This is a genomic window from Sorangium sp. So ce302 (assembly GCF_051530145.1).
Classification (GTDB): domain Bacteria; phylum Myxococcota_A; class Polyangia; order Polyangiales; family Polyangiaceae; genus Sorangium; species Sorangium cellulosum_B.
This window is the reverse complement of sequence record NZ_CP150326.1, coordinates 2203254-2221289: the sequence shown is the minus strand read 5'-3', so window position 1 is coordinate 2221289 and position 18036 is coordinate 2203254. Positions and strand designations below refer to the sequence as shown.

Sequence of the window (18036 nt, the reverse complement as noted above, 5' to 3'; positions counted from 1 at the left end):
TGAAATTATAAACTCAACGTCTGCTCGTCCGCTACGTCCTCCCGCCACTTTCGTTCGGTCAACGTGGGCGAGGTGCGCTGCGGTGTTTGGTCCCAGCTTGCTCACCCCTCCGGCGCCACCGGCAACCCGAGCAGCCGACCGATCGCCTCGTGAAGGACCCGCGTCGCCACCTCATCTTCGAGGGCGACGGCGCGGCTCAGGGTGCTGGCGAGCGAGGCGACCACCGCAGCCCGACGCGACGGATCGGTCACGGCGAGCTCCCCAGGCCCGGGGCTTGGCCCTTGGGCCCGCGTTGGGCCCATGCCTCCCGAGGCGGTGCGATCCGTCGTCACGCCCTCCCTGAATCCCCGGGAAAGCGACGGATCGCGACGGTTCGCCCCCGCGGAATCGTCCCGCCAGGTCTCCGGACCGTCGTCTTGGCGCGGGCTCTCGACGGCCGCGACCGGGTACGCCGGGCACTGCTCCGAGGCGAGGCGCGCGCGCTCGGGCTCCACTGCGGCGACGGTGTCCGGACGACCCCGTACGAGAGCGCCGAGGCTACAGCCCGAACACGTAGACATCTCTGTTGCTCGTGGGCCAGCAGGCGATCTCGCCGCTCGCGAGGGCGGCGCAGGCTTCCTTGTAGCCGGCAGTGACGTGAACGGCCTCCGGGATGTCGATCGCCTCCAGTGTCATCCTCGCGGAGAACCGCCAGCAGACGACCCTGCCGCCCTGCCGGAGCGCGCAGTACCGGGAGTACCCGGCGCTCACCTGGATCGCATCGTCGAGCCCGGGCACCTCGACCGGCTCGGCGTGCGAGGAGGAGCCATCGCTGCCCCAGCAGACGACCTTGCCCGTCGCGAGGCGGGCGCAGTCGTTGGACCAGCCGGCCGCGATCTCGACGGCGCCCTCGACGCCCTCGACGCGCACGGCCGTGTCCGTCGTCTCACCGGTGGTGAGCCGTCCCCAGCACACCACCTCTCCGGTGCCCCGCAGCGCGCAAGTGTGCATGTAGCTCGCCCCAACCTGCACCGCGTCGTCGACACCGGTGACCGTGACCGGGACCGGCGCCTCCATCTGCCCGGCGCCCTCGACGCCGAGCAACGGCGAGAAGGGGTCGCCCCAGCAGATGACGTTGCCCGAGCCGAGGACGCCGCAGGCATACTCGAAACCCACGGAGAGCTGGACGACCCCCTCGAGCTCCGGAAGCACGGCGGGCACCTCGCTGATCTCCTCTTCGGGAATGCTGCGCAGCAAGAGCGGCCCGTTGATGTCCGAACCCTGGCAGGAGACGCGCCCGTCAGCGTGGAGGAAGCACATGTGCATGGGATGGTTGGACGCAGCGACGACGTCGCCGAGGCCCGGACGCTCGACCGGGCCGGCCAGGCGCTCCTGCCGGAGGACTCCGCGCCACCAGCAGAAGACCTTTCCGGAGGTGGTGATGGCGCAGTTCGGAGCGCCCTCCGCGATGCGCACGGCGCACTCTGCGGCAGTGCAGGAGGGAGCCGGCGCCGGGCCGGTCGATGTGCTGGTCGAGCCGGTCGAGGGAGCATCCTCGCCACCGGCACCGGCGCCGCCGGTCCCCGCGCCGGCAGCACCGCCGCCGCTCCCCGCGCCGGCAGCACCGCCGCCGCTCCCCGCGACGGCAGCACCGCCGCCGCTGCCACCCGAGGTGCCGTACGGGGCGATCTCGACGTAGCCGCAGGCGGCAAGGGCGGCGGGGAGAGCAACGGCATAGAGGAGAGGAGCGACGATGGAGCGGGGCATGAGGTCCTCCGTTCGGCGGGCGCTTTCGCCGTACGGAGGAACTATGGGAGCGGGCGGCGGGGGCGCTCCTTAAACAGATCTTAAAGCGATGCCGGTCAGCCAGCTTGGGCGACGCGGTGGTGGCGCAGGACGGCGCGCTGACGAGCAAGACCCGGCAGGGACGCCTCCTGCGCAGGTAGACGGCGCGGCGGTGCCCTTCGCTCACCAGGCGCGTTGAGCGAACGCCCGCGCAGTTGCGCAGCCCCGCGCGCAACTGCGCGCCACGCCCCGGGTCAGGGGCACGTCGCCGAGTCGTCGTTGTTGATCACGGACGCTCGTGGAACGCCGGTCCGCTCACTGAGCTCTTCCGCTTCACAGGTGGGGAGCTGCCGCCGTAATCGGCGCCCAGCACCAAACCCACCTGCTACGCACCGGCATGACCGAACCTCCGCCACCCAGTATACGCTCAGGCGATGCCCCGGGGTGAGGGGTGGCGCCCGGCGAAGCCGCGCGGCTCGAGTCCACACCGTCACGCGCGCCGAAGGTTGCGCCGCCATTGACGGAAATGTGCCATGAGCGCGAAGCGCCGGAGCACCGGGCCCCCGCGGCGCATTCATGACTCGGGCGCGCGACAAGCCCGTCATGAATCGACGGCATCGTTCCCCGGTGCCTGGCAGTGCAGGTGAAGCGCTTTCACATGCGCGGCGCATGCTCACTCGCCGATCGTTCCCCGATACGCGGCACCTCGGCGACGGCACGCCGCGTGCTCGCGACGAGGTGATGCGCTGGGCAGCGTTCCTCAACGCCGACATGCACAGGGCCTTCAAGCCGATCTTCACGCCGCATCGGTTCCTCGCTGCCCTCGAGCTTCTCCGCTTCAGCGAACGCCTGCGCGCCGACCCGGCCGCGCAGAAGGCGCTCGCGATCGACGAGTCTCCCTGACCGATCACGAGGATCCCATGCTCCAGAATCTCCGTCTCGCCTCTCGCACTTCGCGGTTCGTGAAGAGCGCCGCCACCGTGGCGACCGTCGCGGTGGGCCTGCTCGCCGACCCCGCTGTCGCCGCGCCCGAGCCGGTCGTCACGCAGCTCCTGACGAAGGAGCTCGCGAACATCCCCGGAAAGGAGGTGATGATGCTCCTCGTCGACTACCCCCCCGGCGGCGCCGATCCAGTGCACCGTCACGACGCCCACGGCTTCATCTATGTCCTCGAGGGCTCGATCGTGATGGGCGTGAAAGGCGGCAAGGAGGTGACGCTCACCCCTGGCCAGACATTCTACGAGGGGCCCAACGACATCCACACCGTCGGCCGGAACGCGAGCACCAAGAAGCCCGCGAAGTTCCTGGTCGTGCTCGTGAAGAACCGGGGCGTGGCCCCGTTGCTGCCCGTCCAATGATGCATCTCGTGAACGCACGACGACGGGCGGGCAGGTGCTCGCAGGAAGAGGGGACGACGCTGCCTGCGCGGATTTTGCGAATTGCCGCGCAGATCGCTGACGACGAACGTGCCGCCGTCCAGAATGCTCACTTGCCGTTCCATGGGCCCCCTCCGATGACGGTGGCTCAGCGCGTCGCTTCCGGAGCCTGTTGATCTCCCGGAGAGAAGACGCTCTGAAACATCTGGGCGGCGCCCAGGTCTCCTCGCACGCCGACGCGGCCCTGCATGATCGCCGTGATCAAGTTCTGTTCACCGCGAAAGATCCGCAGAAAATCGTCGAGCGAGCACGAGAGCTGGCAGTCCTCGATCGCGCCTTCGGGCGCGATTCCGAAGGACCCGTCGGCGATCTCCACGACGACGCGCTCGTCGTCGCTGAGCTGCACGGCGCACACCTTCCGTGTTCCTCGCAGGCGAGCGTCGTAGCGTCCTGCCGCGAGATCCTGGATGAGCTTCCTTGCTTGCGACATGACCAAAGAGTGTGTCCCGTTTGCCAACCTGGCCTTCGCGCTCGCCGCGCTCGCCGCGCTCCCCGCGCTCCCCACTCCGAGCAAGGGTGTGCCCATCTGCACGGCGCGGAAGTCGCCTCTTCACGGTCGCGCGTGGAGCACGCGAGCGCCGCCCAGCGCGATCAGGATCATCGACATACCGCCTGTCAGGAGGCTGATTCCGACGAGCAAGCCGAGCACCCTCACGGCCGTGGTGACGCCGCCGGTGATGATCAGCATCCCGAGCCCCAGCGCCAGGATGCCGTCGAACACGAGCCATCCCGAGCCCCGCAGCCCGCGGTGCTGATAGGCGCGGATGAGCTTGAGCGCGCCCTCGGAGACGAAGTACGCCGCGGCGATCACCATCAGCGCGAGCTTGCCGGTCATCGGGGCGACCACAAGGAGGAGCCCGAACGCCACCTGCACCAGGGCGCTCACGAGCTCCCAGCTGGCGCCGGCCCAGCCGCGGCTCTGGATGGCGTGACAGCCCTCGGCCACGCCGGCGAGCACGATCAACCAGCCGAGGGCGATGGCGGTGACCCGGGAGGCGACGAAGGGCATGACGAACGCGAGCACCCCGAGCACCATCGAGGCCACGCCGATCGCGAGGAACCAACCGCGGTTCTGCCGCACGGTGTGAAAGTCGACCTGCGCAAAGCGAAGCGACCTCGGGGACTCTCCGAGCGGAGCAACCATGGGCGACCTCTCTGGTTCGTGGAGCACGCGTGTCCCGTCGGTCCCCCGCCGCGCGAGGACGAGGTGGCCGGGACCGCGTCCGCCTCGGGCATCGTCCATGCCAGTGCGCCGGCGAGAACATTGTGCCTGGCGCTCGTGGGAGGCTTCACGGCCGAGGGCGGCCAGCAGCGCACCGCCTGATCAGCGGACGGCGGCCTTCGCGGCCCTGGTGCTCGGGCTGGTCGCCTGCCGGACCTCGCGCCGCTGGAGCTTCGAGCCCTGCTTCGCGCGATTGGCGCTCTTGCGCGTCGACTTGCGCGACGGGCGGTCCTGCGCCGAGTCTTCGAGCGTCGCGGTGGCCTTCCGTGTCCTCCGCATCGTGTTACGCCGCGCCGTCGAGCCGCCGCCCGCCTTCCGGTCGGTCGCGCTCTGCCCCGGAGCGGCCGTGTCGACGGGAACGTCACGCCGCGACTTCTCGGGCCGCTCCAGCGCGCGCTCGAGGTTCTCCTCGCTGCGCCCCACGCGCCGCCCGATGAAGCTGCCCTCGGGCGATGGATGACCGGGCCGCGCCGGGGCCGCCGCGCTGCGCTTCGCCGCGCGCGCCGTGGGCTTCGGGCCGCGCGCCGGCGCGCGTGACGCGGCGCGCGGCGCGCGCTCGAGGGCGCTCTGCACGGCCCGTACGATCCCCGGGACGGCTCTGTCGATCGTCTCGCGCGGCTCTTGACCTCGCATCTGGTAGACGACGCTCGGGTGCCCGCTCAGGACGACCTTCACGTCGCACGCGACGTCGACGCCGCCGCGAGGCCCGTTCACGTCCGTGAAGCGCACCGTGAGCCGCTCGATGTCGGGCGCGAACCGCCCGAGCTTCGCCCCGAGGGTCTGGCGCACGTGCTCCCTCGTCGCCTCGTCGACGCCGACGCCGAAGGTCCGCACCGCCAACGGGGTCCGCTCCGTCGGTGTGCGCCCGGCGCGCGCCCGGACCGGTCGTGGCACGGTGGAAGGGAACTGCGGACGTCGCCCGGTGGATGGTCGCCCCATGCGCGCAACATCGAGACCGGCCCCCCGTCGTCAAGCGTCGCGGCCACCGGTGAGATCGCGTTCCTGTTCCCTCCTCCGCACCTCGGCCGGCTGCCGATCCCCGCCGCCCGGTCACCCGCGCGTCCGCCGCTGGCGCCGGAGTCTGTCGGCCAGGAGCTCGCGCTCGTGGAGCTCGAACACCGCGAACCTTGGCCGAGGCGGTCAGTCGGCGGGCGGGATGAAGAGGCCCGGGCAGGGCTCGTCGCCGAAGACCCTGGAGCCGAGCCGGTACATCGTGATCTTCGGGTTCGGCGCCCAGTTCCAGCTGCCCCCGGCGTGGGAGTAATCGTTCGACTGGTTGAACGCCTGCCAGCTCGACGCGTGGAACGCGATGTTGAACCGGTCGGTGGAGGACGAGGGATCGACCGAGAGGAACGGGAGGCGCACGTCGAGGTAATGCGTCGCGCCCGCGCAGCCGCCGCCGGGCACCTCGTGGAAGCTCATCTCGAGCTCGCTCGAGCAACCCCAGCAGGTCGCCTCGAGCGGGCCGGGCGGCTCCTGGCTGAAGTAGTACCGCACGGTCGAGCCCGCGAGGTACACGCTCTCGCTCCCCGTGTTGCGCACCTGGATCCCGGGCGTCACCCAGCTCGGCTGCGGCGCGTGGGAGTCGTACAGCACCTCCAGCTGGCAGTCCGCCGGGCACGACGTGGTGCTCTCGCCGCTGCTGCAGACGCCGTCGCCGCAGGAGCAGTCGCTCGCGCACGAGCCCGGGCTCTCGAGCGGGCCGCAGGCGCCGTCGCCGCAGGAGCACAGGTCCGAGGCCGTGCGCTCGCACATGGCCTGGATGGCCCGGAAGGCATAGGTCACGTCCTCGCCGCGGCACGCGTCGTCGGCGCAGGTGAACGGACGCACGCAGTCGCCGTCCTGCACGAAGTCGCGCTCGCCGCGCACCAGGATGCCCACCAGCTCCTTCGTGTTCAGGTCGAACACCCCGGACCCGGAGTTGCCCACGAACGTGTCCAGGTTGCCGACGAAGAAGTCGAGGCTCGGCGCGTTGCTCCGGACCGCGGCCCCGTCGGCCAGCTTGAGCGGCAACCCGCGGGGGAAGCCGTGCACGACGAGCGGCGTGCCGATGGCCAGGGGATCGCTCGACACACGCACCGCGGCGGGCGTCCGCCCCACGACCGGCCGATCGAGCCGCACGACCGTGTAGTCCGCTCCCCGCCGGTCCTGGTAATAGCTGACGAAGTCCACGCAGCTGTAGACGTCATCGCTGGTGATCTGGCCGAGCTGGCCGGACGGCGTCATCGCATAATCGAAGACGAAGCGGCTGCTATTGCAGTTGTTGATGCAGTGCGCGGCCGTGAGCACCAGGTCGTCGTCGATCAGCGTTCCGCTGCAGTCGGCGAGCGCCGGCTGGGACGCGAAGCGCTCGTCGAGGCACACGCCGTCGCGCCCCGCCCACGTGGGCCCGGCGATCTGGATGTCGTTCGGGTCCGAGTCGTCGACGGCCGACGCGGGGATGAGCGCCACGGTGAAGTCGAGCGCCCGCGCGGCCCAGGCGGGATCCGCGTACGTGAAGGGCTCCTCGCGGTCATCCTGGCCATAGATGACCTCGGAGCGGGCCTCGCCGGCGGCCTCCTCCCCGGCAGGCGCGGGCGCCGCGCACCCCGCGGCGGCCCCCACGGACAACAAGCCAGCAGCAATGATGAAGTGGTTCGCTCTCATGACAAGCTCCCAAGTGTTCGAGGCAGAGCGAGGATCACCGGGCGGGCCCGATGACGACGTGTCAATGCCTGGCCGGCGTCGAGCAAGGTTCTGACGCCCGACAAGCAAGGACCTCCGAGTGGCACGCTCGTCCTGTTCTCAGCGAGGGGGATCTACTTCCTCGTGAGGCGCGCACCAATTCATATGCGCCATGGACCTCATGCACACGCTGCATCGAGCCGGCGCGGCCCGGGGCGCGAGCGCCCGCGGGGGCGTGCCCCTGACGACGGATTGACCATTGTCCAATGGATTGGCGCCGCCTCCAGCAGGCGGACATCCCGAGGTTACCCTCGTCGCATCGGGAGATCGTCCTCCTGGGGAGCACCACCATGAAGGTAGCCATCTTGACCGGCAGCGTGAGGAGCGGGAGACAGTCGCACAAGATCGCGCATCACCTGGAGCGGAAGCTCCGGGAGCGGGGCGCCGAGGCCGATCGGATCGATCTGGCGGAGACGCCGTTGCCGATCCTGGAGGACCGGTCGGGTCGCCCCCCGCAGCTCCAGGCGACGGTTCAGGGTCTGAGCGCGCGCCTCCGCGGGGCGGACGCGCTCGTGTTCGTGACGCCGGAATACCACGGGAGCTTCTCGGGCGTGCTCAAGAACGCCCTCGACCATTTCTGGGAGGAGTTCAGCAAGAAGCCGATCGGCGTGGTCGCGGTCTCCGCGGGGAAGCTCGGGGGCATCAACGCCTCGACGCAGCTCCAGCACGTGATCCTGAGCCTGGGAGCATTCCCCCTGCCCCTCAAGCTGCTCGTCCCGGAGGTCCAGAGCGTCTTTGACGAGTCGCTCCAGCTCAGGAGCGAGCAGGTCGCGAAGGCGGCCGACAGGTTCCTCGACGAGTACCTCTGGTTCGCTCAGGCCATCGTCCAGGCGAAGCAGGCCGGCGAGATCTCCCGGCCCCTGGTCGCATGAGGCCCCGCGCCGGAGATCGTCCTCGCCGGCAGCGAGGGTCGACGGGTCGTCCTACATCGACCTCCACGTCCACGCCAAAGGCAGGAGCGCGGACGGGCGAGCGGGCAAACGGGCGAGCGACAGAAGACGGACGGCCGGACGAGGCCAGGCGTGAAGCTCACGAACATCGCTTGGCTCGCCGGCGAGGCAGCCAGGGCTCCGGCTCTCGGGAGCAGGGCGTCTTGCGGTATCGCGCGATGTTCGATATCGTCGGTCGTCGGCGGAAGGAGCGCCTCAACCACCATCGGATATGGTTCAATACGTTTCTCCTCATCCCGGGCTCGAGGGCCCCGGGGCCACCTTCACGTCGGTCGCCACGGCTCTCGGGGCGCACGGAGACATCGGCAAGAAGGTGCTCTCGACGCTGGGCGTGTCCGAGCTGGTCGCGGGCGAGTGGTACCCTCTCCAGATGCTCCTCGACATGCTGAAGGGCGTGGCCCGGGCGACCGGGGACCATACGCTGCTCGGCATCGGGAAGGCGATCGTGGATCACGCCGTGTGGCCGGCCATGCCGCCGACCATGGTGGATGCCCTCCAGATCGTCGACGTGGCATACCACATGAATCACAGGCTCGACGGAGAGTTGATGTTCGATCCGGCGACCGGCGTCATGCGGGAGGGGATCGGCCACTACCGCTGTCATCCGGAGAAGCACCAGATCATCATGGTCTGCGATACGCCTTATCCCTCGGAGCTCGATCGTGGGATCCTGCTCGGCACGGCGCGGCGAGCGGCGTCGCGCGGGGTCAGGCCGCGCGTCGACGTCGTGCTCGACGAGTCCCGCCCGTCGCGGAAGCGCGGCGCCGACTCCTGTACCTACCGCGTCACCTGGTGAACCGGCGCTGCCGCCCTTCTCCTGCTGGACGCCACCGGCGGGACGAGCAGGAGGCGTCTCCTCCGGGGCTCCGCGCGCGGCGCGCAGCCGGCAGCAGAGCCTCCGCCTCGTCGCGTCGCCTCGTTGGCCGGGCGCGGTCGACCTCGAGACCTCCGGCGGGCAGGAAGCCCAAGCGCCTTTGTGGATGTCAAGAGATTTTAGCCTCTCCAGCCTCCAGCGCATTCCGTTCCATCCCCTATTTGTGAACGTACACACATGCGGCCATGGCCACGTCGCCTCAGGGCCGGCCGAGCGGACCAGCGAAGATCGCGATCCTGCGCCCACCCTCCGGACGGGGCGCTCCGAACGAGCCCTGACCCGACGCGGCGCTCCGAAGGAGGCCCGCCAGCCTCGTCCTCCCGCGGGATCGAGGACGGCCGCGGGCCGGTCGATTGGAATTGACATCGGGAATGTGAGCGTTCACTTTCCTCCTCGAGGGGGCCTCCTTTTGCTTTGACGATCGACGGCGTGCCGCCAGGGTCCGTGGGGCGCCTGAAGACCCGTGTCCACGTGCCCCGTCAGCACCGCGGGAGGATGGCAAGGTCAGATAGACATCGAATGTTCCATGACACCGGCCGATGGCGTGCACGACCTCTGCCTGCGTTCGCGGGGAACCGGTCCGATCGGCTGTTCAACCTGGACCATTTCGATTTCAAGCTGGGTATTCTGCCGTCGGCTCAGGCAGCCCTGCGCTCGCCCCGCGTCGTGATTGCATATCGCGACCCCGCCCGGCCGGCGCCGGGCCGGGTTCTGCCGCATCCGAGCTGCGACAAAGATTCATAGCGTGGGTCGAGTCGAGGGCGACGCCTCGGGGGCACACCAGGCCACCAGCGACTCGAATCGCGGAGAGACGCGAGTGGAGTCCATCTCTTCGATCGCTCGAGGTAATACGGTGTCGTTATGAGAAACAAATCGAGTTTGGCTTTCACCTTGGCCGCGCTGGGCATGATCGTCGGCGCTTGCAGCGGCTCCAATGGCGACGGCGACGTTGAGGGGAGCGGCGGAGCCCCGGCGGGCGCAGGAGGGAGCGTGAGCGGCTCGGGCGGCGAGCAGGCGAGCACCACCGGAGGGCCTCTGCCTACGGGCTCGGGCAGCTCGCAGAGCACGGCCGGAGGGTCTGACCCCTCCGGCTCGGGCGCGGGCGGAGGAGCGCCTGCCGGCGGCGGGGAGATGGCGGGCGGGAACGGAGGCTCGGGCGGCGACGGCGGCGGCTTTACCGGCACGTGCACCGAGTCACGACCTGTCGGTGGAAGCCGGTCGGGGAGCGGCCCTCACAAGGTGGTCGTCGAGACGAATTCAGACCCGGGCATCAACCAGGGCACCATCTTTCGTCCGGAGGATCTCGGTGGGAACGCCAAGTATCCGATCTTCGTCTGGGGGCAGGGCGCATGTTCGCGAGACGGGCTCGCCACTGAAGCGGCCATGGCCGAGATTGCCTCGCATGGCTACTTCGTGGTGGCGGACGGGACGCCGGGAGGCAAGGAGCCGAACCGCGAGCTCGGTGGCGGCGGCGACGTGCTGCTCGCCTACGTCGACTGGGTGATCGCCGAGAACGAGAAGCCTTGCAGCGCCTACTACCGGAAGATCGAGAGCACGAAGGTCGCCGCGAACGGCTTCTCCTGCGGCGGCTTGATGGCGGCGGGGACCGCCGCAGATCCCAGGATGACGACCTGGGGACACACGAGCAGCGGCTCTTTCTCGGTGAATCGGGCATTCTATGAATCGATTCACACACCCGTATTGATCGTCACCGGCACCGCGGATAGCCTGGGCGCGAACGAGAACGGCGCGAGAGATTTCGAGAACATCGCCGCCTTGGGTGATATCCCGGTCATGATGTTCGCCAAGGTCGGCGCGGACCATGGGGGCGATCTGTGGGCTCGCAACGGCGGCGAGTTCACTCAGGTCAACCTGGCGTGGCTCAACTGGTGGCTCAAGGGCGACGAATCGGCCACCGGCAAGGGCATGCTCGTCGGCGCGAGCTGCCGCTTCTGCACCGACAGGACCTGGAACGTCTCTTCCGCCAATCTGCCCTAGTACTACAGCCGCACGTCGCCGAATCTCCGCGGATTTCGATGAGCGGCCGGACGATCGTGACGCGGCCGGCCAGCTCGTCCGCGCGGATCCCGAAGTGGCACAGGAGCGGGAACCCCGCGCCGAGGCAGGCGCTGGCGAGCGCGAAGACAGGCAGCGTCGAGGCCGGCTCCACACCGCGGCCGACGAGGTGCGCGACGGCGGGGGCCACGAGGAAGGCCGCGAGCGCCCCGGTGAAGATCACCCCGCCCACCCGGTAGAGCTGTCCGGAGCGCTGCACCGCCGCGCTCCGGCAGGAGCGGGGCGAGCTTCGTCGCGAGGGTCTGCGAAGGCATGCTTGCGGCCCTCGGGGCGAATCCGGGGGATCAGGTGGCCATGATGCCCTCACAGATCGGCCTGGCAAGCGCATTCTTTGGTGTCCGGAGCACCAGCGGGGTCTCGCTTCACCCGCGCCCCGCAGGCTGCGGATGGGCGCTCCGCTGCGGCGGGCGCAGCGACGCGGACCTGGCGGGCGCGATCGCGATTTACGAGGACGCCGCCGCGCTGCTGGAGCAGGTGGACGCGCTCCTGGCCGGACTGGGCGCCGTTGAAAAAACTTCGCGGCCCCCGAACAGTTTCGGCCTCGGCGGCAGTCTTGGATGGGAGAGGCCAAGATTACCATGAAACTGTACGATTTCGCGTTTTCTCCCAATTGCCGCAAGGTCCGCGCCGTCGCCTACGAGCTCGGCGTCTCGTTCGAGCCGGTCCACGTCGACCTGTTTCAACGAGCTTCCCGCGCGCCCGAATTTCTCGAGCTGAACCCGAACGGGCGCGTCCCGGTGCTGGTGGACGACGATCTGGTGCTCTGGGAGTCGACCGCCATCATGCGTTACCTGACCGCAAAATGTGGCGGCGACCTGGTGCCGGCCACGGCGCGGGCCCAGGCCGAGCTGGATCGCTGGCTGGCCTGGCAGCTCGCGCACCTCGGACCGGCCATGACCGCGGTCGCGTTCGAGCGCATCGTGAAGCGCCTGACCGGCCAGGGTGCGCCCAACGAGGCGGTCATCGCCACCAGCAGCGCCGACTTCGCGCACCTCAGCAAGGTGCTCGACGCGGCGCTGTCCGGGCGCGACTACTTGGCCGGATCGCTCTCGCTCGCCGATTTCGCGCTCGCGTCGCACTACAGCCTGGCGCCCCTGTGCGGGCTTTCGCTGGCCGAGTTTCCGCACCTCGAGTCGTGGCTCACGCGCGTGCTCGGCCGCGATAGCATGCGCCGCGCCCTCGCCGACGCCCAAGCCGCCATGAGGCCCCATGCCGCCTAAAGACGACGCCACGTTCTTGCAATCGGTCGAGCCCCTGCGCGGCGCGATCCGCCTGCATTGCTACCGCATGCTCGGCTCCGCGCACGACGGCGACGACGTGGTGCAGGAGACCTGGCTGCGCGCCTGGCGCGCCAAGGATTCGTTGGAGGACGAGGCGCTGGTCAAGCCGTGGCTCTACCGCATCGCGACCAACGTCTGCCTGGACGAGCTGAAGCGCCGGCCGCGGCGCTTGTTTCCGACGGACGCGTTCCCCGCGACGGAGGACGCCAAGCCGCCGCTGCCGCGCGTCGAAGAGCCCGTCTGGCTGGAGCCGATGCCCAGCGCCTGGCTGGAAGGCGTCGAGGAGCGCGACCCCCAAGCGCGCTACGCGCTCAAGGAGAGCGTCGCCCTGGCCTTCGTGGCGGCGCTACAATGCCTGTCCCCGCTGCAGCGGGCGACGCTGCTGCTGCGCGACGTGGTCGGACTGTCGGCGGCGGAGACGGCGCAAGCGCTCGCTACGAGCGTGGAGGCCGCGAACAGCGCCTTGTTCCGCGCCCGCAGCGCGATCGGCAGCAAGCTCGGCGGGGCGGAGCCGGTCGACATCGCGACGACCACGCAAGTGGATCTGCGTTTGCTCGAACAGTACGTGCGCGCCTTCGAGGAGGCGAACTTGGACGCCCTGGTCGCGTTGTTCCACGAAGAGATGCGCACCACCATGCCGCCGGCGCCGACCTGGGTCTCCGGGCGCGCCGCCAACGAGCGCTTCTACCGGCGGATGTTCGGCAGCATCGTCCCTCGGCAATTCCTGCACTTGCGCATCGCCGCGAACGGACAACCGGCATTGGCCTTCTATCGTCCCCGAGCCGCTGGCGCGCCACACACCCTGTCAGCGATTCAGCTCGTCACCACGCGCGACGGCGCGATCGCGACCGTCGACCATTTCATGCTGCCCGAGGTGTACCCGCTGTTCGGCGTGCCGCCGGAGCTGCCCACCTCATGAGCGAGTCCATGCTGCCAAGCAACAAAATCACGGCGATTTACGGCGCGGCCGGCGCCAGCGGCGCCGCGTCCGCCAAGGAAGGCGCACGGCTATTCCTGACGGGGCGAGAGCTCGCGCCAGTCCAGGCCCTGGCCGACGAGATCGTCGAGAATCTGCCAATGTTGCGCGCGCCTCGCGTTGTGCTCGTCGGACATGAAGCAGAAGGGGATGCGATCTGTGCGAGGGTAGGCCGCGCAAAGCCATTCCGACCTGTCAAGAATTTTCTGCCAACGGCCGGCGGTTGACACAACGTACAAAAAGTACGATCCACTGATCCGCCTATAAAAACCAACAGATCCAACGAGTTCACTCGGCCGTGTAATACTGCTCACACCACGTTGAGGATTATTCCCAGCCGACCGAACCAGGAAAGGCTTGCTGCGATGAGCGAACTGACCATCTGGACCTACGACTGGGTGCCTGAAGGCCCTCGTGGTTTTGTGCGTGATCTGAGGCTGAGATGGGCGTGTGAGGAAGCCGACCTCATCTACGTGGTCAAGACAATCCCATTCGATGGTCGCGAGACCAATCATCTCGCGCGCCAGCCATTTGGCCAAGCTCCGTTCCTGAACGACGGAGAGCTGGAGATATTCGAAAGTGGTGCGGGGCTGCTGCATCTGGCCCGGAAGAGCGGCAAGCTGATGCCGCCCGATCCGGCCGGAGAAGCGGAGACATTGCAATGGACGATCGCCGCGCTCAACTCGATCGAGATGGTCACCGTACCGTGGTGGTTTCTGAAAATGTGCGGCGATGAGGACAATCAACTTGCCGGATGGATGGGCAAGCGCCTCGACCAGCTCGAAAAGATACTGAGCGAGCGAGAGTGGCTCGCGGCCGGCCGCTTCACCGTCGCAGACCTGCTGATGGCGGATGTGCTACGGGTCCCGGAGGTCCGCTCTTTCGGCGATCGGCCGGCGACCGAGGCCTATGTAACCCGTGCGACGGATCGCCCCTCATTCAAGAAAGCCCAGGCCGACCAGATTGGCCTTTTCAAAGCGGCCGACGAGAAGAGAACAGAAAAAGGGGCAAACTGACGAGCGGCTTGGCCTCTGTCCTTCGCGCACCGCGCTCGAGCCGCTCGCGCCCGATCGTGTGAACGAGCTGAGCCCCCGGGTCGCCGCGTCCCCGACCGGCGACAGAGCGCGGAGTCGGCGAAGGTGCCAAGGAAAGCGGCGCGGCGAGGGTGACTAGCGCCCCCGGCGCACGACGCGCGCGATCTTGCGAGACAGCGCGTCCGGCGCGACAGGATAACGCGCCACGTCCGCGGCGCCCGCCGCCACGAGCGCGTTCATCCGGTCCGAGGAGAGCCCGGACGCGCACACGACGGCGCGCACGCCGGGCGCCGCGCGGCCGAGCGCCTCCAGCAGCGCGCACGCGCCCTCCACGTCGGCGCCGGCGTCGATCACCGCCACGCCGAGCCCCGCATCGAGCAACGCGGCGGCGTCCGGCACCTCGGCGAGGTGGATCCCCTGCGCGTCGAGCCCGATCTCGCACGCCTCGCTGAGCCCCTGGCCCGCCGGCGCGAGCCGGAGCAGCGCGACCGTACGCTCCGGCACGGACGCGAGCTGCGCGGTCTCGCCGTCCGGCCAGGCCTGCGCCCGCTCCGCCCGGCCGCCGAGCGGCGCGTCCGCCTTGCGCGCGGGCAGCCGCCGCGCCTCGGCCTCCCGCGACATCGCCTCGTCGAGCCGCGACCGCGCCGCCGCGGCGCTCTCCGGGCGCTTCTCCGGCAGCTTCGCCAAGAGGTCCAGCCGGAGCCGCTCCAGGAGCGGCGGGACCGGCGGAGCCCCCGGCGGCCGGCGCAGCGGCGGCGGGATCGAGAACATGTGCATCGCCATGAGCTCCACCGCGGGGAGGCCGACGAACGGCGGCGTTCCCTGCAACAGCGCCGTCAGGATGCAGCCGCACGCGTACAGATCGGTGCTCGGGCCCACCGCGAGCGAGCGGCACTGCTCCGGCTTGAGGTCGCGGTGGACGATGCCGCTCGCGCGACGCCCGGAGCAGCGCGCCGAGCGACTGCCCCTTGAGCAGCTCCATCACCAGGTAGATCTGCCCGTCGCCGCCGTCCTCGTCGCCCCCGAGGTCGAGCACCTTGACCACGTTCCGGTGCACGCCACCGAGGGTAACTGTCCCGGATGCACGAAGAGGGCGAGGAAGTCGATGACTTCGTTCATCGCGCCGCGCGGGCCGTGAACGCGAGTTGACAGATGTCCAATCGAGGCCCTCGCAGCGCCCCCGCCGAGCCTGTCACACGCTCGGCGCAAACGGGCCTCTCTTTACAACTCTTCACAATTGAACTCAGGATTCAGACGATGAATTTTTGTTCGCCAGAGCTTGACGGCCGCGCTCGCATCGAACACTTTTCCGCCTGCATCGATGCTGGCGCTGCTTGGATCGCTCGCCACCGGCTTCGGGGCGCGGCTCGATCTGGGCCGCGTCTGGCGGGAAGTATTGCTTAGGAGCATACATTCGAGCTGCGAGGCGCTCTCGCGTCAGTGCGACCAGGAAGAGCAGGAGTACCTGCGGCTGTATCCGCCCATTGCGTCCACAATCGTCAACTCGAGCCCGATGCAGCCGCCTTACGTGTCGACTTCGCCCTAGAAGGGCCGGCCGCTCAGCGGCGGAGGCCGAGGCTCCGCCCGCGGGGTGAGCGCGCGTGATGGCCGGCGTGAAGCGAAGGCGCGCGGGGCTTGAGGGCTCGGCGGCGTGGTCTTTCCGTCATCAGCACGAGAGGGAGGCGCGCTCGGGAGGGTTCGGCTTGAAGGATCGGGCTTGTTTACTTTTATCCCCGTCGGTGCGACGCGGCGATCGACGGATGTAGTGATGGAGAGGATCGACGCAGCTTGGAGTCGCGATGCACGCTTCCCGTGCGCGCGAGCCCTGAGCCTACGCTTCCTCGTTTCGAAGAAGAAGGTTGGTTCATGATGTTGGTTTCCAAGAAGATTAAGTTTAGAAGCCTCGCTGGCGTGCTCGCTAGCTGTGTCGGTCTGGTCGCCGCTCAGGCGTCGGCAGGCGTGGTCGTGGGTAAGCCCACCCCGCACGGCAACACTGCGTACCCCGAAGCCGGGACAACCATGGCGCGGGCAGGAACCTTCACGCTGGTCGGCGCGCTCCAAGAGCACGTGAAGATCAGCGGCGAGGCAGAGCCCACGTTCCCCAGCACGATGCAGGGCGCCGTCTACTTGATGAACGGGACGAGCGCCACGCCCGCGCGCGTTTACCAGTTCCCGGGGGTCGTCCAGCACAACCTCCAGGCCGGGAGCCAGCTCGCCATCTCGAATCGCTTCCTTGCGTTCGCGACGCGAGGCTCGAACGCCGCCAACTCTCCGCATGCGAACTCCGTGTTCATCGCCCGGAACAGCAACGGCTCATGGGCGGAGTGTCCCCTGGTCAGCGGTCAGCGAAACTGCAACGGCGCGGTGCGCGAGAACGGACAGAACATCAGCCACGCGCTCACTCGCATCCCGCTCACCTACCCCGCGCTCAACAGCTTCAAAGACATCGCGCTCGCCCTGTCCGACGACTACCTCGTGATCGGCTACAAGCGACACAGCGTGCTCGAGATCTACCGCTACAACACCTCGAACGACACGTGGGTCCTCGAGCTCTCGCTCGACGAGCCGGACGAGCGCTTCACCGGCGCCGCGGTCGCGATCGACGGCGACCTTGTCGCGGTCGGATCGCCGTGGTCCGAGGGTGGCACCGCCGGGGCCGAGCTCGGCTCGGTCCGCATCTTCCGCAGGAATGCCAGCAACAGCACCTGGAGCGCCGTGGCCAACACGAACGGCTATTTCTCGACCGGCGCCTTCGGGCGAAGTCTCGCCATGGCTTCCGGGAACTTGGCTGTCACGTCCGGCGCGACATTCCTCGTCAACGTCGTCATGCCGCAGCAGCACCTCTCGTTTTACCGGGTGGCGGCCGACGGTGCGATCTCTGCGCACCAGTCTCTGGAGACTGCCTACCCGCACGTGCACCTGGCGCTTCACGGCGACACGTTGGCCAGTACGGTCAGCAGTGGAGACGAGGGCCTTTCGCTCTACAAGCGCGATGCCGCGTCGGGGCAGTGGGCCTACGAGACCGGCCTGATTCGCGACTTCTACAAGAGCGTCAACAGCTCCAACAGCGGGTACGGCGGCATCGATCCCATCGGCCTCGTAGGTGATGACCTGGTGCTCGGCTGGCGCGCCTTTTCGGGCCTGCTGGGCGGCGTGATCCACGAGAAGGCCAGCCTGATCGACGCTTGCCGAGATCCTCTCAACCTCGTGACGAATTGTTCTTTCGATAATGTGACCAACACCACGCTCGCCGGAAACCAGAGCAGCAGCGGCTGGCAGCTCCTCAACTGGAACGGCGCCTCGGCGTGGGCGGACTGGAGCGGCCGCCAGATGCGCATCAACGTGCAGCAGCCCGGCTCCGACATGTGGCACATCCAGGCTCGCACCACGGTCAACTTGCCGCAGGCGGGAAGCTACCTGCTGACATTCCGCGCCAAGGCGGACGACGTGCGCACGTTCGTGGTGAACCTGGGACGCAACGGCAACGGCGACAACAACTGGGCGAGCTACGGTCGCGTGACCGCGGCGGCGGGCCCCGAATGGGTCATCTACTCGTTCGAGCTCCCGAACGTCCCGCAGGACTCCGCGGCGCTCCTCGACTTCAACATCGGCAACGCAGGAACCGCGGCCGTCACCGTGGATAGCGTGAAGCTCGTTCGTCTGACGCAGTAAACGCGTCGCGCAAGTCGCAGAAGAGGGG

General features: G+C 68.7%; 21 protein-coding genes. 14 read left to right on the top strand and 7 right to left on the bottom strand.

Going from position 1 to position 18036, the window contains the following annotated elements:
• Window positions 1–101: 101 nt before the first annotated feature.
• Entirely contained in the window at window positions 102–251 is a 150-nt protein-coding gene (locus tag WME73_RS08625; protein ID WP_437745009.1) for a hypothetical protein, read from the bottom strand.
• A gap of 286 nt (window positions 252–537) precedes the next feature.
• Window positions 538–1746: an RCC1 domain-containing protein gene (locus WME73_RS08620; RefSeq protein WP_437915381.1), complete on the bottom strand. Its 1209-nt coding sequence runs from the start codon at window positions 1744–1746 to the stop codon at window positions 538–540.
• 621 nt (window positions 1747–2367) lie between these two features.
• Between WME73_RS08620 and WME73_RS08615 the strand changes: the two genes are divergently transcribed.
• Both WME73_RS08615 and WME73_RS08610 read left to right on the top strand, forming a co-directional pair.
• Entirely contained in the window at window positions 2368–2667 is a 300-nt protein-coding gene (locus WME73_RS08615; RefSeq protein WP_437915380.1) for a hypothetical protein, read from the top strand.
• A gap of 17 nt (window positions 2668–2684) precedes the next feature.
• A complete protein-coding gene (locus WME73_RS08610) occupies window positions 2685–3122 on the top strand; it encodes a cupin domain-containing protein (RefSeq protein WP_437745005.1) in 438 nt (145 codons plus the stop codon).
• Window positions 3123–3288: 166 nt separating this feature from the next.
• Here WME73_RS08610 and WME73_RS08605 read toward each other — a convergent pair whose 3' ends face one another.
• From WME73_RS08605 to WME73_RS08590, 4 genes are all read right to left on the bottom strand, one after another.
• Window positions 3289–3630, bottom strand: a complete 342-nt coding sequence (locus WME73_RS08605) for an SCP2 sterol-binding domain-containing protein (RefSeq protein ID WP_437915378.1) — start codon at window positions 3628–3630, stop codon at window positions 3289–3291.
• Window positions 3631–3750: 120 nt separating this feature from the next.
• Window positions 3751–4344 (bottom strand): HdeD family acid-resistance protein, encoded by a 594-nt coding sequence (locus tag WME73_RS08600; protein ID WP_437915377.1) that lies wholly within the window; start codon window positions 4342–4344, stop codon window positions 3751–3753.
• Window positions 4345–4524: 180 nt separating this feature from the next.
• Entirely contained in the window at window positions 4525–5262 is a 738-nt protein-coding gene (locus WME73_RS08595; RefSeq protein ID WP_437915376.1) for a hypothetical protein, read from the bottom strand.
• 300 nt (window positions 5263–5562) lie between these two features.
• On the bottom strand, window positions 5563–7068 hold the full coding sequence (locus WME73_RS08590; RefSeq protein WP_437915375.1) for a trypsin-like peptidase domain-containing protein: 1506 nt from the start codon (window positions 7066–7068) through the stop codon (window positions 5563–5565).
• Between the two features lie 368 nt (window positions 7069–7436).
• Between WME73_RS08590 and WME73_RS08585 the strand changes: the two genes are divergently transcribed.
• From WME73_RS08585 to WME73_RS08545, 9 genes are all read left to right on the top strand, one after another.
• The gene (locus tag WME73_RS08585) at window positions 7437–8018 is read left to right on the top strand and encodes an NADPH-dependent FMN reductase (RefSeq protein ID WP_437744999.1); all 582 of its coding nucleotides are present in this window, start codon (window positions 7437–7439) and stop codon (window positions 8016–8018) included.
• 289 nt (window positions 8019–8307) lie between these two features.
• Window positions 8308–8892: a hypothetical protein gene (locus WME73_RS08580; RefSeq protein WP_437915374.1), complete on the top strand. Its 585-nt coding sequence runs from the start codon at window positions 8308–8310 to the stop codon at window positions 8890–8892.
• A gap of 957 nt (window positions 8893–9849) precedes the next feature.
• Window positions 9850–10968 (top strand): alpha/beta hydrolase family protein, encoded by a 1119-nt coding sequence (locus WME73_RS08575; protein ID WP_437915372.1) that lies wholly within the window; start codon window positions 9850–9852, stop codon window positions 10966–10968.
• 38 nt (window positions 10969–11006) lie between these two features.
• The gene (locus tag WME73_RS08570; protein ID WP_437915371.1) at window positions 11007–11225 is read left to right on the top strand and encodes a hypothetical protein; all 219 of its coding nucleotides are present in this window, start codon (window positions 11007–11009) and stop codon (window positions 11223–11225) included.
• 115 nt (window positions 11226–11340) lie between these two features.
• The gene (locus tag WME73_RS08565; RefSeq protein ID WP_437915370.1) at window positions 11341–11628 is read left to right on the top strand and encodes a hypothetical protein; all 288 of its coding nucleotides are present in this window, start codon (window positions 11341–11343) and stop codon (window positions 11626–11628) included.
• Window positions 11604–12266, top strand: coding sequence for a glutathione S-transferase family protein (locus tag WME73_RS08560; RefSeq protein WP_437744996.1), 663 nt, complete (start codon window positions 11604–11606; stop codon window positions 12264–12266). The genes WME73_RS08565 and WME73_RS08560 overlap by 25 nt, the downstream gene beginning before the upstream one ends.
• Window positions 12256–13245 (top strand): RNA polymerase subunit sigma-70, encoded by a 990-nt coding sequence (locus WME73_RS08555; protein WP_437915369.1) that lies wholly within the window; start codon window positions 12256–12258, stop codon window positions 13243–13245. The genes WME73_RS08560 and WME73_RS08555 overlap by 11 nt, the downstream gene beginning before the upstream one ends.
• Entirely contained in the window at window positions 13242–13529 is a 288-nt protein-coding gene (locus WME73_RS08550) for a hypothetical protein (RefSeq protein WP_437744994.1), read from the top strand. The genes WME73_RS08555 and WME73_RS08550 overlap by 4 nt, the downstream gene beginning before the upstream one ends.
• A 138-nt stretch (window positions 13530–13667) precedes the next feature.
• Window positions 13668–14318 (top strand): glutathione S-transferase family protein, encoded by a 651-nt coding sequence (locus tag WME73_RS08545; RefSeq protein WP_437915367.1) that lies wholly within the window; start codon window positions 13668–13670, stop codon window positions 14316–14318.
• A 153-nt stretch (window positions 14319–14471) separates the two neighbouring features.
• Here the strand turns inward: WME73_RS08545 and WME73_RS08540 are convergent, their stop codons facing one another.
• Window positions 14472–15215 carry a hypothetical protein gene (locus WME73_RS08540; RefSeq protein WP_437915366.1) on the bottom strand — a complete coding sequence of 248 codons (744 nt, stop codon included), beginning with the start codon at window positions 15213–15215 and terminating at the stop codon, window positions 14472–14474.
• Window positions 15216–15258: 43 nt separating this feature from the next.
• Here WME73_RS08540 and WME73_RS08535 point away from each other — a divergent pair, with 43 nt between their 5' ends.
• The 3 genes from WME73_RS08535 (at window position 15259) to WME73_RS08525 (ending at window position 18008) form a co-directional block, all read left to right on the top strand.
• Window positions 15259–15474 carry a hypothetical protein gene (locus WME73_RS08535; RefSeq protein ID WP_437915365.1) on the top strand — a complete coding sequence of 72 codons (216 nt, stop codon included), beginning with the start codon at window positions 15259–15261 and terminating at the stop codon, window positions 15472–15474.
• Window positions 15475–15657: 183 nt separating this feature from the next.
• Window positions 15658–15882 (top strand): hypothetical protein, encoded by a 225-nt coding sequence (locus WME73_RS08530; protein WP_437744991.1) that lies wholly within the window; start codon window positions 15658–15660, stop codon window positions 15880–15882.
• Window positions 15883–16202: 320 nt separating this feature from the next.
• Window positions 16203–18008, top strand: a complete 1806-nt coding sequence (locus tag WME73_RS08525) for a carbohydrate binding domain-containing protein (RefSeq protein WP_437744990.1) — start codon at window positions 16203–16205, stop codon at window positions 18006–18008.
• Window positions 18009–18036 lie beyond the last annotated feature (28 nt).

Excerpts from the sequence above, each read along its gene's own strand:
- WME73_RS08620 (WP_437915381.1), bottom strand. The coding sequence starts at position 1,746 with ATGCCCCGCTCCATCGTCGCTCCTCTCCTCTATGCCGTTGCTCTCCCC.
- WME73_RS08615 (WP_437915380.1), top strand. The coding sequence starts at position 2,368 with ATGAATCGACGGCATCGTTCCCCGGTGCCTGGCAGTGCAGGTGAAGCG.
- WME73_RS08610 (WP_437745005.1), top strand. The coding sequence starts at position 2,685 with ATGCTCCAGAATCTCCGTCTCGCCTCTCGCACTTCGCGGTTCGTGAAG.
- WME73_RS08605 (WP_437915378.1), bottom strand. The coding sequence starts at position 3,630 with ATGTCGCAAGCAAGGAAGCTCATCCAGGATCTCGCGGCAGGACGCTAC.
- WME73_RS08600 (WP_437915377.1), bottom strand. The coding sequence starts at position 4,344 with ATGGTTGCTCCGCTCGGAGAGTCCCCGAGGTCGCTTCGCTTTGCGCAG.
- WME73_RS08590 (WP_437915375.1), bottom strand. The coding sequence starts at position 7,068 with ATGAGAGCGAACCACTTCATCATTGCTGCTGGCTTGTTGTCCGTGGGG.
- WME73_RS08585 (WP_437744999.1), top strand. The coding sequence starts at position 7,437 with ATGAAGGTAGCCATCTTGACCGGCAGCGTGAGGAGCGGGAGACAGTCG.
- WME73_RS08580 (WP_437915374.1), top strand. The coding sequence starts at position 8,308 with ATGGTTCAATACGTTTCTCCTCATCCCGGGCTCGAGGGCCCCGGGGCC.
- WME73_RS08570 (WP_437915371.1), top strand. The coding sequence starts at position 11,007 with ATGAGCGGCCGGACGATCGTGACGCGGCCGGCCAGCTCGTCCGCGCGG.
- WME73_RS08565 (WP_437915370.1), top strand. The coding sequence starts at position 11,341 with ATGATGCCCTCACAGATCGGCCTGGCAAGCGCATTCTTTGGTGTCCGG.
- WME73_RS08560 (WP_437744996.1), top strand. The coding sequence starts at position 11,604 with ATGGGAGAGGCCAAGATTACCATGAAACTGTACGATTTCGCGTTTTCT.
- WME73_RS08555 (WP_437915369.1), top strand. The coding sequence starts at position 12,256 with ATGCCGCCTAAAGACGACGCCACGTTCTTGCAATCGGTCGAGCCCCTG.
- WME73_RS08550 (WP_437744994.1), top strand. The coding sequence starts at position 13,242 with ATGAGCGAGTCCATGCTGCCAAGCAACAAAATCACGGCGATTTACGGC.
- WME73_RS08545 (WP_437915367.1), top strand. The coding sequence starts at position 13,668 with ATGAGCGAACTGACCATCTGGACCTACGACTGGGTGCCTGAAGGCCCT.
- WME73_RS08535 (WP_437915365.1), top strand. The coding sequence starts at position 15,259 with ATGCCGCTCGCGCGACGCCCGGAGCAGCGCGCCGAGCGACTGCCCCTT.
- WME73_RS08530 (WP_437744991.1), top strand. The coding sequence starts at position 15,658 with ATGCTGGCGCTGCTTGGATCGCTCGCCACCGGCTTCGGGGCGCGGCTC.
- WME73_RS08525 (WP_437744990.1), top strand. The coding sequence starts at position 16,203 with ATGATGTTGGTTTCCAAGAAGATTAAGTTTAGAAGCCTCGCTGGCGTG.